The sequence below is a fragment of the Actinoplanes italicus genome (genome assembly GCF_003001815.1).
GTDB classification, from domain to species: Bacteria; Actinomycetota; Actinomycetes; order Mycobacteriales; family Micromonosporaceae; genus Actinoplanes; species Actinoplanes italicus.
The window spans coordinates 96,913-111,062 of sequence record NZ_PVMZ01000010.1 but is presented as its reverse complement, the minus strand read 5'-3'; the positions used below and the strand labels follow the sequence as shown (position 1 = coordinate 111,062).

Sequence of the window (14,150 nt, the reverse complement as noted above, 5' to 3'; positions counted from 1 at the left end):
CCGGCCTCCGCCGGAACTGCTCCGAGCGAACTACTTCCCGGCCGCGGCCGTGAGAATCTCCGTCACCACCTGGTCGGCGGCGGTCGGACGACCGTGGGCGGTGGCGGCCTGGGCGAGCGCGGCCCGGCGCTGCGGGTCGGCCAGCAGGGCGCCGAGCGTGTCCTGCAGGCGGTCCGGAGTGGCCTCGTCGCCGTCGAGCATCACAGCGGCGCCGTGCTGGGCGAGGTGACGGGCGGTGATGCGCTGCTCGTCACCGGCCGCGTGCGGGTACGGCACGAGCACGCACGCCTTGCCGAGGGCGGTGAGTTCGGCGACCGTCCCGGCGCCGCTGCGGGCGACGACGACCGCGGCCGCGGCGAGCAGGTCGGGCAGCTCGTCGTGGATGAAATCGACGACCCGGTAGCGGTCCGCGAGGTGCGCCGGCAGACCACCCGCCACCTGCTGCATCTCGGCGAGGCTCAGGCTGCCGCACTGGTGCACGATCTGGCAGTGCGGCAGCAGGCCCGGCAGGGCACCGGCGAGCATCCGGTTGATCTGCTGGGCGCCGGCCGCGCCACCGGTCACCAGCACGAGCGGCAGGGCCGGGTCGAGCCCGTAAGCCGCCAGCCCCTTGGCCGGGTCACCCTGCAATACTGCGGGCCGGATCGGGTTGCCGGTGACGACCGCGCGGCGGCGGGCCCGTTCCGGCAGGTGCTCCAGGGACGCCTCGTGACTGAGCAGGATGCGGGTGGCGACCCGGGCGAGGATGCGGTTGGCCAGGCCGAGGCTCAGGGTCTGCTCGTGCATCAGGTAGGGAACCCGGAACAGTGCCGCGGCCAGCCCGATCGGCACCGACACGAAGCCGCCGGTGCTGAGCACGACCGCCGGCCGGGTCCGGGCGACCGTGAACGCGGCCTGCAGGATGCCGAGCGGAATCCTGAACGCGTCCACGAAGTTGCGGGCCAGCTCCCGCGGGTTGGGCGAGCGGCGCAGCTTGCCGGTGGTGACGGCCCGGAACGGGATGCCGTTACGCTCGGCGATCTTGGCCTCGAGCCCGTCGGCGACACCGACCCACAACAGCTCGGGCGCCGTCCCGGTCGCGGCGAGCCGCGCCTGCAGAGCGTTGACCGTGGTCAGGGCCGGGTACGTGTGCCCGCCGGTGCCGCCACCGGTGACGATCATGCGCAGCGCTTGCAGCCGCTGAGTGCTGTAGAGGGACATGCCTACCCACTCCGAAGATCGCGTTACCGAACAGGTCGACGCAGTCTAGTCACCCGGTGGTGTCAGGCCACTCGGAAGACTTGGCCCGATATGACGGACAGCACTTCCGGAAGCAGCAGTGGCCGATCCCCCATTGAGCCCCGGACTGGCGACGGCCGGTGGTGCTCCCGGGTGCGCCGGCCGTGAACGTTCTCGGCATCGAGACGGTACACCGGCGGCCTCACACACCTGCAGCGATTGCAACGCTGAGCGCACACGTAACTGCTACGTGTGCTGCGTCTGTCGCTATCACGACGACCAACGTCCACGAACGCGCTATGTGTTCGTGCACCGTCGCCATCCCCGACCGTTCACGACGTCAAAAGCGTCGGCGGCAGTCTTCTCGTCTCCGCACGCCGAGGTGAATGCGACACCGAACGCCGCCATGACAGCGAGCGGTGCGATACGGAAAACCCGCATGACATCTCCCTCCGAGATCAATCGGTCGACCCCATCCGGCAACGGTGCGCCGCGCGATCCCCCAAGGAACCCGTGTGCCCCACTGGTCCGCACACGGGCTCCGCAAAGGGCACCCGACGAAGCCCGGCATCACCGGCCGCCGGAAGGCCGCGCAAGTGCTCCCAGCCCGAGCACCAGGGATGAAACCAGGGCCTCACCCGGGGGCCCGGGCCGGGTTCCGGCGGCGACAGTGGAGAGGTCGACTTCACCGGGCTTCACGAGGAGGAACCATGAACGAGCCGCAGGTGTGGCTGGTCACCGGCAGTTCACGCGGTCTGGGCCGGGCCGTCGTCGTGGCGGCGGCCGGGGCCGGGCACCGGGTGATGGCGACCGCCCGCCAGCCCGGCCAGGTCAAGGATCTGGTCGCCGCCTATCCGGGCCTGATCGAGACGGTCGCGCTGGACGTCACCGACCCGGCGGCCGCACGCCGGGCGGTGCAGGCCGCGGTCGATGCGTTCGGCCGCCTCGACGTGGTGGTCAACAACGCGGGGTACGCCGACAGCGCCCCGATCGAGGAGATGTCCGACGACGATTTCCGCCGGCAGGTCGACGCCAACCTGTTCGGGGTGGTCAACGTGACCCGGGCGGCCCTGCCGGTGCTGCGGGCCCAACGGTCCGGCGTGTTCGTGCAGGTCTCGTCGATCGGGGGGCGGGTCGGCGGAACTCCGGGCATGGGGGCCTACCAGACCGCCAAGTTCGCGGTCGAGGGCTTCTCCGAGGTGCTGGCGAGCGAGACCGCCCCGTTCGGCGTCAAGGTGATCATCGTCGAGCCGGGCGCGTTCCGTACCGACTGGCAAGGTTCGTCGATGGTCCGCCACGAGGTCGGCCCGGACTACGCCTCGACGGTCGGCCGGATCAACCGGTTCCGCGCGGAGACCCAGGGCACCCAGCCGGGCGACCCGGACCGCGCCGGTGCCGCGATCGTCGAGGTGGCCGCCCTGCCCGATCCGCCGCGCCGGCTGCCGCTGGGCTCGGACGCGCTGGCCTCGGCCCTGACGGCGGGAGCGGCCCGCAACGCCGAGGCGGAGCGCTGGTCGGCGTTGAGCCGTTCCACCGACTACCCCGCCTGAACCCACCGGCTGTGCCACACCGCTGTCTCAACTGCGCTGAGACAGCGGTGTGGCACAGCCGGGTGTTCGATGTGTCCAAGATCCGTCAATGTCAGATTCGCCGAGCTGTGTACGGTCGAATGCGCTCGTGACGGTCTTCGGAAGGGCGCCGGATCGTGGGACTTTTCGTCGGTATCGGGGTGGGTTCCTACGATCAGGACCAGCACCCGGCGCTGCCCCGGGCGGTGCCCGACGTGACCGAGTTCGCCGAGCGGCTGAGCGGCCACTTCGTCGAGACGGTGCTCATCGACCCGGACGAAGAGGCGGTACGCAAGCGGCTCCGCAGACTCGCCGGCGAGGCGGACGGGGCCTTGGTGCTGCTGTGGGCCGGGCACGGCACCGGCGACCCGGCCCATCTCGTCCTGCTGGCCTCCGACAGCCGCGCCGTCCCGAACGACGGCTTCGACGCCACCCAGGTGGCGAGGGCCTGCGCCGGTTCGGGTGCCAGCCAGATCCTGCTGATCCTGGACACCTGTTACTCAGGTGGTGGCCTGCCGGCCGCGACCGTCGCGGCTGAGGTGCTGCACCAGTTGCCGGTCGACCACGATCACATGTGGGTCGGTGTCCTCACCTCCTGTGCGGCCGTCGAGACCGCGCAGGACGGTCTGCTCGGCGAGCGCCTGCGCATGCTGCTGGACCGGGGGCCGCGACAGCCGGTGCTCCGGGTGCGCTGGTCGGTCCACAACAGATTCATCCGCGGTGACGACCTGTGCGACGCGCTGATCAAGGAGTGGGACAGTGACCGGCAGACACCGCAGTTCCAGGGCCGGGGCAGCGCGTGGTGGATGTTCCCCAATCCGCTGTACGACCCGGGCGCGCCGGAACAGGTCGTCGAACACCTGCTGTGGGCGGCCCGCAGCAGTGGGCGCGGCGACGAGCGGTCCTGGTTCACCGGCCGCACCATCGAGGTCAACCAGGTCGTCGAGTGGGTTCGATCGGGGGAACCGGGCGTCTACGTGGTCACCGGATCGCCCGGGACCGGGAAGTCCGCAATCACCGGCCGGGTCGTCAGCCTGTCGAACCCGCACGAACGAGACCGTCTGCTCACCGAGGGCCGCCGCTGGGAGCACGACGACCCCGGGGAACGATCGGTCCGGGCACACCTCCACGCCCGCGGTCTGAGCGTCGACCAAGCCGCCGACCTGATCGCCGGCCAGCTGGTCGCCGGTGGGTTGCTGCCCGCCCAGGAGGCCCGCCGCAACGCCGCCGAACTGGTCGGCCAGGTCCAGCGTGTCGTCGAAGCGGGCACGGCGCCGCCCGTCATCGTCGTCGACGGCGTGGACGAGGCACGCGGCGAGGCGTTTGCCCTGGCCGACGAACTGCTGACCCGCCTGGCCCGGTTCGCCGTGGTGGTGGTCTCGACACGCGACCTTCCCCGGCTGGGTGGCGGGGCCGGCCTGGTGTCCACATTGAGCCCGGGCGGGCCCGGGATCGACCTCGACGCAGCCGACGCAAGGGATCGCACCGCCCGTGACGTCGTGGAGTATGTGTCGGCCCGGCTGGCCGGTGTCGACCCCGCCATGGACCCGATGTCGGTGGCCGAGCAGGTGGGGGCCGGTGTCGCGGCGGATCGAGGCAGGACGGGCCGGCCCTTCCTGCTTGCGCGGCTGGTGGCCGACCAGCTGAGCGCTTCACCGGTCGACACCACGGATCCCGCCTGGCGGGATCGCGTCGCCATCTCCGTGGAGCAGGCATTCGACCACGACATGTCCATGATCAGCGCACCGCCGAGCGGCTCGGCGCTGTTGATGAACGACCATGTGGCCGGCGCTCGGGCGCTGCTGACGGCCCTCACCAGAGCGTACGGCGCAGGATTGCCCGAGGAGGAATGGCTGGCGATCGCAAACGCCACGCGGTCACCGGAAACCCGTTTCGATCGGGACGACCTGAGCTGGGTGCTGGATCAGCTCGGGCGCTATGTGATCCAGGACAGCGAATACGGCACCGCCGTCTACCGAGTGGCGCACCAGAGCCTCGCCGACCACCTCCGTCCGCCGTTCCGGTCCAGTCACCAGCAACCGTTCGATCCGGGGGCGCTGCCGATCGCCGAGTCGCTGACAGCGTTGTACCGGACGAAGATCGATGCTGGACTCGCCGTCGACGGGCCGGTGTATCTGTGGCGCTACCTGTGGCGACATGCGTCAGACGCCGGACCCGAGGGGTTAGGACTGCTGCGCGGCCTCGCCGAAATCAATGCCTCACTCGCCGGGTATCTCGCGGCCGCAGCATTGGCGATATCCGAGCGGCACAGCCAGTGGGGCTATTGGCATGAAGCCGTCGGGCCCACAGAAGGGGCTGTCTCGCTGTTCCGGATGCTGGCCGCCGACAACCCCGCCTTCCTCCCCGACCTCACGGGGGCACTGAACAACCTCGGCAACTGCTACAGCAACGTCGGACGACTGGCAGACGCCGTCGCACCCACCGAAGAAGCCGTCACCCTCCTACGTGCCCTGGCCGCCGACAACCCCGCCTTCGTCCACGACCTCGCCATGGCACTGAACAACCTCGGCAACTGCTACAGCGATGTCGGACGGCGACTAGACGCCATCGCACCCACCGAAGAAGCCGTCACCCTCCGCCGTGCCCTGGCCACCGACAACCCCGCCTTCCTCCCCGACCTCGCCATGACACTGAACAACCTCGGCAGCCACTACAGCAGAGTCGGACGGCGACAAGACGCCATCGCACCCACCGAAGAAGCCGTCACCCTCCGCCGTGCCCTGGCCACCGACAACCCCGCCTTCCTCCCCGACCTCGCCATGACACTGAACAACCTCAGTATCAGTTACAGCGATGTCGGACGGCGACAGGACGCCATCGCACCCGGCGAAGAAGCCGTCACCCTTCAACGTGCCCTGGCCGCCGACAACCCCGCCTTCCTCCCCGACCTCGCCACGGCACTGAACAACCTCGGCAACCGCTACAGCGACGTCGGCCGGCGACAGGACGCCATCGCACCCACCGAAGAAGCCCTCACCCTCCTACGTGCCCTGGCCGCCGACAACCCCGCCTTCCTCCCCGACCTCGCCAGCACTCTGATCAACCTCGGCATCAGTTACAGCGACGTCGGACGGCGACAGGACGCCATCGCACCCACTGAAGAAGGCCTCACCCTCTACCGGACCCTGGCCGCCGACAATCCCGCCTTCCTCCCCGACCTCGCCATGGCCTTGAACAGCCTCGGCAGCTGCTACAGCGATGTCGGACGGCGACAGGACGCCATCGCACCCGGCGAAGAAGCCGTCACCCTCCTACGTGCCCTAGCCACCGACAACCCCGCCTTCCTCCCCAACCTCGCCACGACACTGAACAACCTCGGCAACCACTACAGCAACGTCGGAGGGCGAGAGGAGGCCATCGCGCCCACCGAAGAAGCCGTCAGCCTGCGCCGGGCCCTGGCCACCGACAACCCCGCTTTCCTCCCCGACCTCGCCGTGGCACTGACCAATCTGGGCACCCACTACAGCAACGTCGGACGATCAGCAGACGCCATCGCATCCACCGAAGAAGCCGCCGCCCTCCTACGTGCCCTAGCCACCGACAACCCCGCCTTCCTCCCCAACCTCGCCATGACTCTGAACAACCTCGGCAACCACTACAGCAACGTCGGACGATCAGCAGACGCCATCGCATCCACCGAAGAAGCCGCCACTCTCCTACGTGCCCTAGCCACCGACAACCCCGCCTTCCTCCCCAACCTCGCCATGGCACTGAACAACCTCGGCAACCACTACAGCAACGTCAGACGGCCGGCAGACGCCATCGCACCCACCGAAGAAGCCGTCGTCCTCTACCGGACCCTGGCCGCCGAGAACCCCGCCGTCATCCCCGACCTCGCCAGCGCACTGAACAACCTCGGCACCCAGTACAACAACGTGGGCATACCGAGCGCTGTCGAATCGAGATGGCAGGCCACTTTGATCGACCTCCCCGATTCTCACGCGGCTTATCTATACTTCGCTCGAGCCGCCGCGGCCCAACCGGGCACACCCGCTGCCGCCGACTGGGTGATCTCCGGTCTGCGCCTGGCAGCCGGCACGCAGGATCTGCTCGGTGCCTTGCATGAGCAGGCGCGCCGACATCGAGACGCCGATCCGGACAGTTTCGACCGGACATGGGCCGCCACCGGCGACGAACCGCCGGATTGGCTCGACGTGGAGCCCGGTTTACTCGCGACCGCCAGGGCCTGGATCGAAACTCCCACCTTTCCGGCTGAACGCGACCACCTGGCCGGCCATCCCGAACTACTCGACGCAGACGCGGACGTTGCCGTCGCCGAGGCGCTCCTGGCCGTTGACGAGCAAGAAGCCGGCAGATACCACCGGTTGCGGGAAAACGCTCGCGCCCAGGGCGTCGACGAGGCCTATCGCCCGTTGCTGCTGCGAATTCTGGCTGCCGAGTTCGTCGGCGCAGATCCCGTGGAACAAGCCGCAATGCTCAGCGAGCACCACGACGACCTGCTCACCGAGAGCGTCCGGGACACGTTCGCCGAGATCGCTGAAGGTGACGAGAGCGGTATGGCCGAACGGGCGGACGCCATCATCGCCCTGGCCCAGATCGACGCGGCGGGACCTGCTCTCGAGGCGCTCGTCCATCCCGAACAGTTCGCCGGTCTGCTTGCGACGATCGCGGAGAGTGCGGACACCACGGGGCTCGAGGCCACCGCGTTCCTGGCGGGCACCATCACGCGGACGGACGAGGCCGCGTCCACCGCCGACTTCTACAGTGCTGTCGCCGCCGCCCTGGCCGACGACCTCGACACCGCGGCGGAGTTGTTGAACACGGCTCGCCGGCGTACCCCGGATCAGACCAATGCCTGGATCGTCCGGCTCGCCGAGATCGGCCGGCGCCACCCCGCCGCCCTGAGTCTGATCGCCGTCCTGACCACCCCACCGGAAGGCACCGAATGAGCACGCCGACCGATTTCGTGGTGGTTCTCCCCGGAATTCTGGGCAGCACCCTGAGTCACCACGGCACCCTCGTCTGGTCGCCGTCGGCCGGCTCGGCGCTGCGGGCGATCCGCACCTTCGGCCGCAGCATCCACGGCCTGCGGCTGCCCGAGGACGTCGGCGACAACCACCCCGGCGACGGCGTGGAGGCGGTCGGCCTGATGCCGGACCTGCACGTCCTCCCCCACGTCTGGACTCCGGTCAAGGGTTACGACCGCCTGCTGGCGAGACTGCGTTCGATCGGATATCGCGAATCCGTCGACGACCCGGCGGCTCCGCCGGGAAACCTGCTGCCCATCGCGTACGACTGGCGCCTGTCCAACCGCTTCAACGGACGCCGCCTGAAGAGTGTTGTGGAGCCGGCCCTGGAACGCTGGCGTGACCGGGGCGGCCGGTATGCCGATGCCAGGGTGACGTTCGTCTGCCATTCGATGGGTGGTCTGGTCGCCCGCTGGTACATCGAGAAGTGCGGCGGCTCCGAGATCACCCACAAGTTGATCACGATCGGCACGCCCTACCGGGGTTCCGCCAAAGCGTTGGAACAGCTGGTGAACGGCGCGAACAGGTCCGTCGGCAGGCTCGGCGCGGACCTGACCGGCCTGGTCCGCAGCATGCCGTCGATGTACCAGCTGCTGCCCGAGTACGCCTGCCTGCACCAGGGGGACGGCCTGGCCAGGACCACCGAGGTGGACCTCCCCGAGCTGTCCGCCGCGAAGGTCGCCGACGGCATGCGCTTCCACGCCGAGCTGGCCGGGGCCGAGTCCGGCCGCCCGTCCACCCTGACCTCCACCCACGCGATCGTCGGCATCCACCAGCCCACGGCGACCACCGCGCGCCTGACCGGCTCCGGGATCGAGTTGATCAACACCTTTCAGGACCGGCAGCTGTACGGCGACGCGACGGTCCCGATCGTCGCCGCCGGCCGCCCGGACGTCCCGATGGACAGCCCGCTGCTGCGCCGCGTTCCCGATCAGCACGGCAATCTGCAGCGCAACCGCGCGGTCCTCGACGAGGTGCACGGGATCCTGACCGCGAGCCCGATCTCCGTCCGGGCCCCGCACACGACCGCCCTGCACGTCGAGGTTCCCGATCTGCTGCCGGCCGGAACGCCGCTCGAGGTCCGGGTCGCGGTCACCGGTGACCCACAGCAGGTGCGGGTCACCGTGACCGGCGAGGACGGCAGGATGGCCGACTCGAGGATCGCCCGCTCCCGCGACGGCGCACCCACGACCACCGTGATCGAGAACCTGCCGCCCGGGGCCTACGCCGTCGATGTCACCGGCCTCACCGCGAGCGCGCCGGTGGCGCCGGTGCGCGGGGACGTTCTCATGTGGGCGGACTGATCGGCAGCCGGGCCTCGACCGTCCAGCCGCCGTCGCCGGCGGGGCCCGCGGTCAGGCGCCCGCCGAGCTGCTGGATACGTTCGCGCAGGCCGGTGAGGCCGCGCCCGGTGCCGGGCAGGTGATCAAGGGCGGTGGCGGGTGCGTTCTCCACCCGTACGACCAAGGTCTCGGAAGAACCGCCCACCGTGACGCGCACCGCGGCGCCGGAAGCGTGCCGCAGCGCGTTGGTGATGCTCTCCTGGACCACCCGGAAGGCCAGGTGCGCGACGGGCGCGGCGACCGTGCCGGGACGGTTCTCGAAGCGGCAGGCGACGTCGAGCCCGGACCGGGCGGCCCGGGTGACCACCTCGTCGATGAGGGCGAGGTCGGGGTTCCCGGCGTCGCCGCCGCCGAGCAGGTCGACCAGTCGTTGCAGGTCACCGCGTCCCTGGCGAGCCGATTCGGCGATCGCGGTGAAGGTCTCGCGGGTCCGTTCCGGATCACGGTCGACGAGCCGCTGACCGGCCGCCGCCTGGATGATCATGACGCTGATCGCGTGGCCCACGATGTCGTGCAGCTCGGCGGCTATCCGGGCCCGTTCGTGGCGCAGCGCCAGATCGGCGTAGAGTTCGCGTTCCTCCTCCAGCTCACGTCCACGGGCCGCGAGCTGCGAGGCGGTCTCCCGCCGCGCCCGGAGCACCGTTCCGGCCAGGAACCCGGGCAGGCTGAAGACCAGCAGCGGAACCGGGTTCGTCTCGCCGTTCACGAAGTACAGGCCGGCCAGGAGGGCGACGACTCCGGTCGCCGCGTGCCAGGTCCGGAAGCCGAGCGGCACGACCGTCGCCAGCAGTGCCAGGATCACGAAGGCCGGCTCGGGAAACCACACGTGTTCGGCCAGCAGCGCTCCGGCCAGCCAGAACCCGCCACCGGCCAGCGCCACGGCGCGGGGATGCGTGCGCCACCAGAGCAGCGCGAGCCCGCTCGCCGTCAGGCACGCCGCCAGGGTCGGGTCCGGCCACCCGTCCAGGGCGGCCGGCACGACGATCACGGCCAGCACCAGCAGGACTATGAACGGACGCACCGCGGCTCACCCCAGCACGGGCAGCTGCGCGACCACCCGCGCCGACCCGCGGGTGAGTTTGACCTCGACCGATCCGGCGTGCAGTTTCACCCGCTCCCGTACCCGGGCGACCGCCGCACGGGCCTCGGACCCGCGTACCGCCGAGCCCTGGACCCGGATCTCCAGGGCGTCGTCACCGAACCGCACGTCCACCTGGATGGGCTGCTCGTCGAGGGCCTTGACCAGGTATTCCACGATCCGGTACGCCGAGAGCTCCACCGTGGCCGGCAGAGTCCGCGGATCTCCGCTCACCGTCAGTGACGACCGCGAGGAACGCCGGGCCAGCAGCGCGTCCAGATGTGCGACGGTCGGCGCCGGGGCGAGGGCCACCTCGCCGCCGCGCAGCAGGCCGACGATCTCCCGCATGTCGTCCATCGTCTGGCGCGACCCGGACTCGATCGCCTCCAGCAGCGCCCGGGCCTGCGCCGGGGCGAGCCCGTCGGCCGACTCCGCGGCCCTGGTGAGCTCGTCCAACCGGTCCTGCAGCAGCCCGTCGAGCTGCCGCGACAGCCGCGCGCGGTCGTCGGCGACCATCAGCGCGGCCCGGTCGTCGCGCAACCGCCGAAGCTCCTCGTCACGTGCTCTGAGCTGCTCGTTGAGCCGGGCCCGATGCCGCGCGGCGCGGCCCACCCCGAAGACGATCAGCACGACCGGTGAGGCGAGCGGGAGCGCCGAAGGGCCGGCCGACGAGTCCTCGATCAGCACGACGGCCGTGATGGCGACGGCAACCCCCAGGCAAATCCATGCTTTGGTACGTCCGAAGCGGAGCGCCCCGAGAAACGCGTAGGTGAACGCGAGCGGCAGGCCGACCCCGCATCGCGTCACCCAGCCGAACACCAGGACGTGAACCACGAGGATGCCGAGGGACACGAGCGCCGCCGCCAGCGCCCCGCGCCGCCACCACAGCACCGCGGCGGTGGCGGCCGCGAAGACCGGAACCATCCACGGCGAGTGGCTGTCGACCGTGTGGGCCATGGCGCCCGCGGCGATCTCACCGGCGACGTAGGCGTCCGGCGTGACGACGTTGAAGATCATGAGCGTCACACCGAGGGCGGTGAGGGCCCCCGCGAGCAGCCAGTCGCCGGGCTTGACACCGCGGAGGACCTCACCCATGTTCCCGCTCCCTCCCACCGGCGATCACACGGTCGCGCGCTGGTCAGCAGGCTGCCTACGGTTGAGCTGATTCTTCACCAGCCAACCGAGCGCGTAGAAGACCACGACCGGTGCAATCGCGAATGGCAGAGCGTCGGCCAGTCCGGCGGACGAGTCCCGCCACAACATGATCACCTCGGTGACCACGATCCCGGCCAGGCCGAGCACGTGTTCCCGTGTCCCGTTCGCGAACCGGGCGACCGCGTAGGCGAGCGCCGCCGCCAGCGGGATCACCACACCGCACCGGGTCACCCAGCCGAACGCCAGCACATGCAACGCCACCGCGGCCGCCGTTGCCGCGACGACCGCGGTGACGTTGCCCCTCCGCCACAGAATCGGCACGGTGACCAGCAGGAACGCCGGAACGATCAGCCACGAGGAGGTGGAGACGGGGTGGATCAGGGTCGGGTCGTCGCCGTTGGTGAGGTTGAGGGACATCAGGACCACGCCGGCGGCCGAGAACAGGGCCGCCAGCAGGTAGTCGGTCGGCCGTACACCCTGGAGGATCTTCATCGCTCTTCTCCTGGTCAGAGGTTTGATACCGCTGACGCTAGGGATCGGCGGGGGTAGCCCTCGTCGGCCCGGATGACGATTTCGGCGGCCGGTGTCGTCCTCAGGGAGGACCCGGCGACGACATCGGGCACGGGAGAATCCTGGTGTGCCGACGATCCGGGTGCTCATCGCCGATGACCAGACGCTTGTGCGCACCGGATTCCGGGTCATCCTCGAGGCGGAGGACGATATCGAGGTCGTCGCCGAGGCCGACACGGGTGCGGAGGCGATCCGGCAGGCGCAGCTGACCAGGCCGGACGTGATCCTCATGGACATACGGATGCCGGAGCTGGACGGCCTGGCCGCCACCGAGCGGATCCTGCGGCAGGAGGACCCGCCGACGATCGTGGTGCTGACGACCTTCGATCACCAGGAGTACGTCTATCGCGCGCTGCACGCCGGGGCGGCCGGTTTCCTGCTCAAGGACGCGCCGTCGAGCCGCCTGATCGCCGCGGTCCGCGCGGCCGCCACCGGGGACTCCCTGATCGAGCCGTCGATCACCCGCCGCCTGGTGGAGCGTTTCGCCGCGCCGCCGCCGGCCGCCGGCCCCCCGGCCGAGCTCGCCGCGCTCACCGAACGTGAGCGCGACGTGCTCCGGCTGATCGCCGGCGGCCTGTCCAACGCGGAGATAGCCGCCGAACTGGTGGTCGCCGAGACGACGGTGAAGACCCACGTGGCACGGATCCTCGCCAAACTGAACGTCCGCGATCGGGTCCAGGCAGTCGTCATCGCCTACCGGACGGGCTTCGTCGCCCGCTGATCAATCCCTACGGCAGGGTCCACCGCTGGTTCGTCCCGGCGAAGCAGTCCCAGATCTGCAGGCGGGTGCCGTTGGCGGAGCTGTTGTTCTGCGCGTCCAGGCAGCGGCCGCTGGCCGGGTTGCGCAGGGTGCCGTTGGACTGGGACTGCCACTGCTGGGCGCCGGTGCCGTTGCAGTCGTAGATCTGCACGAGCGACCCGTTCGCGGTGCCGGCGGCGTTGACGTCCAGGCACTTGCCGAGCGCCCGGACCGTGCTGTCGGTGCCGACCGTCCACGTCTGCGCGCCGGTGCCGTTGCAGTCGTAGAGCTGCACGGCGGTGCCGTTGGCGCTGCTCGCCCCGGCGATGTCGACGCACTTGCCGCCGATGCCGGTGATCCGTCCGGTCCGGCCGGTCGGCGGGTTGGTCGGGCCACCACCCATGACGGTGTCGTAGATGGCGCTGACCAGGGAGTTCGCTCCGGTCGCGTCCTGCGAGAGCTCCCAGTTCATGATGCCGCCCGCGTTGGCCATCGCCCACTGGGTCTTGCGGCGGACGGTCGGCAGGCCGTTGTAGCACTCGCCGGACGGGGTGCAGTCACGGTTGGCGTTGGCCGGGTCCTGAGCGACCAGCTGGGCGTACGTCAGGTACCCGGGCCGGCTGTAGAACGGCACACCGAGCACCGTCTTGGCCTTGGGCAGTCCACGGTTCTTCCAGAAGTTGGCCGCGTTGATCGACCAGTCGTAGTTCGCGTGGGGGCTGCCTCCGTCGTACGCCATGATGTTGAGCCAGTCGACGTAGCCGAACACGGCCGGCTGGACGCCGTTGGCGGTGCCGCCCTCGCTGACGACCGCCGCCGTGAGCAGCTTGCCCTCGTTGTGCAGGGCCGTGCTGAGCTGCCCCATCAGGGCCGTGTAGTTGTTGCCGGACGTACCGGGGTCGGGGTATTCCCAGTCCATGTCGACGCCGTCGAGGTTGTACTGCCGGACGACGCCCATCACGGTGTTGACGAACGTCGTGCGGGTGCCGGCGTTGGCCGCCAGGCTCTCGAAGGCCGAGTCGTTGCCGTCGTTCCAGCCGCCGATGGCGATCGAGACCTTGACGTTGTTCTGGTGACCGAGCGTGACAAGCTGCTGGAGCTTGGCGGTGTTCTCGATCGGCTGCAGCGTGCCGTTGGCGTTGGGCAGGGCGAACGAGTAGTTGATGTGGGTGAGCTTGGTGTACTGGACGCTCGTGACGCTGCCGGCCCAGGAGGGCATGTAGCCGACGCTCTTGAAGCCGTTCGGCAGCACAGCGGCCTGGGCGGTCCCGCTGCTCGTGAGGGCGATCGCGGTTCCCGCGGCGGCGACGGTGAGCGCTGCCGCTACCGCCGCCCACCTGGTGTTTCTCTTGATGGCCATGGGGATCAGGACCCTTCGTGTCCGATATGGGGGCGGCCAAATGTTAAGAAGGTTTACAAACAGTCGTCAATATGATCGGCCGGTTCCGCAACAAAATGACGTGTTACATA

9 protein-coding genes are annotated in these 14,150 nt (G+C 69.9%); 4 read left to right on the top strand and 5 right to left on the bottom strand.

Going from position 1 to position 14,150, the window contains the following annotated elements; translation table 11 throughout:
- Positions 1-30: 30 nt before the first annotated feature.
- A complete protein-coding gene (locus CLV67_RS24450) occupies positions 31-1,200 on the bottom strand; it encodes a UDP-N-acetylglucosamine--N-acetylmuramyl-(pentapeptide) pyrophosphoryl-undecaprenol N-acetylglucosamine transferase (RefSeq protein WP_106322240.1) in 1,170 nt (389 codons plus the stop codon).
- A 728-nt stretch (positions 1,201-1,928) separates the two neighbouring features.
- On the opposite strand from CLV67_RS24450, the gene CLV67_RS24445 reads away from it, so the two are divergent.
- From CLV67_RS24445 to CLV67_RS24435, 3 genes are all read left to right on the top strand, one after another.
- Complete coding sequence (locus CLV67_RS24445) at positions 1,929-2,768, top strand: oxidoreductase (RefSeq protein ID WP_106322238.1); 840 nt, start codon at positions 1,929-1,931, stop codon at positions 2,766-2,768.
- A gap of 155 nt (positions 2,769-2,923) precedes the next feature.
- A complete protein-coding gene (locus tag CLV67_RS24440; protein WP_106322236.1) occupies positions 2,924-7,717 on the top strand; it encodes a tetratricopeptide repeat protein in 4,794 nt (1,597 codons plus the stop codon).
- Positions 7,714-9,099: an esterase/lipase family protein gene (locus tag CLV67_RS24435; RefSeq protein WP_106322234.1), complete on the top strand. Its 1,386-nt coding sequence runs from the start codon at positions 7,714-7,716 to the stop codon at positions 9,097-9,099. The genes CLV67_RS24440 and CLV67_RS24435 overlap by 4 nt, the downstream gene beginning before the upstream one ends.
- On the opposite strand, the gene CLV67_RS24430 is transcribed toward CLV67_RS24435, so the two are convergent.
- Genes CLV67_RS24430 through CLV67_RS24420 form a run of 3 tightly spaced genes read right to left on the bottom strand, consistent with a single transcriptional unit; the run spans position 9,083 to position 11,863 of the window.
- Positions 9,083-10,159 carry a sensor histidine kinase gene (locus CLV67_RS24430; RefSeq protein WP_106322232.1) on the bottom strand — a complete coding sequence of 359 codons (1,077 nt, stop codon included), beginning with the start codon at positions 10,157-10,159 and terminating at the stop codon, positions 9,083-9,085. The two genes, CLV67_RS24435 and CLV67_RS24430, sit on opposite strands and share 17 nt — an antisense overlap.
- 6 nt (positions 10,160-10,165) lie before the next feature.
- Positions 10,166-11,311: a sensor histidine kinase gene (locus CLV67_RS24425; RefSeq protein WP_106322230.1), complete on the bottom strand. Its 1,146-nt coding sequence runs from the start codon at positions 11,309-11,311 to the stop codon at positions 10,166-10,168.
- A 24-nt stretch (positions 11,312-11,335) separates the two neighbouring features.
- Positions 11,336-11,863: a hypothetical protein gene (locus CLV67_RS24420; RefSeq protein ID WP_106322228.1), complete on the bottom strand. Its 528-nt coding sequence runs from the start codon at positions 11,861-11,863 to the stop codon at positions 11,336-11,338.
- Positions 11,864-12,008: 145 nt separating this feature from the next.
- Between CLV67_RS24420 and CLV67_RS24415 the strand changes: the two genes are divergently transcribed.
- Positions 12,009-12,662: a response regulator gene (locus CLV67_RS24415; RefSeq protein ID WP_106322226.1), complete on the top strand. Its 654-nt coding sequence runs from the start codon at positions 12,009-12,011 to the stop codon at positions 12,660-12,662.
- A gap of 7 nt (positions 12,663-12,669) precedes the next feature.
- Here CLV67_RS24415 and CLV67_RS24410 read toward each other — a convergent pair whose 3' ends face one another.
- Positions 12,670-14,040 carry a glycosyl hydrolase family 18 protein gene (locus CLV67_RS24410; RefSeq protein WP_106322224.1) on the bottom strand — a complete coding sequence of 457 codons (1,371 nt, stop codon included), beginning with the start codon at positions 14,038-14,040 and terminating at the stop codon, positions 12,670-12,672.
- Between the last annotated feature and the right edge of the window lie 110 nt (positions 14,041-14,150).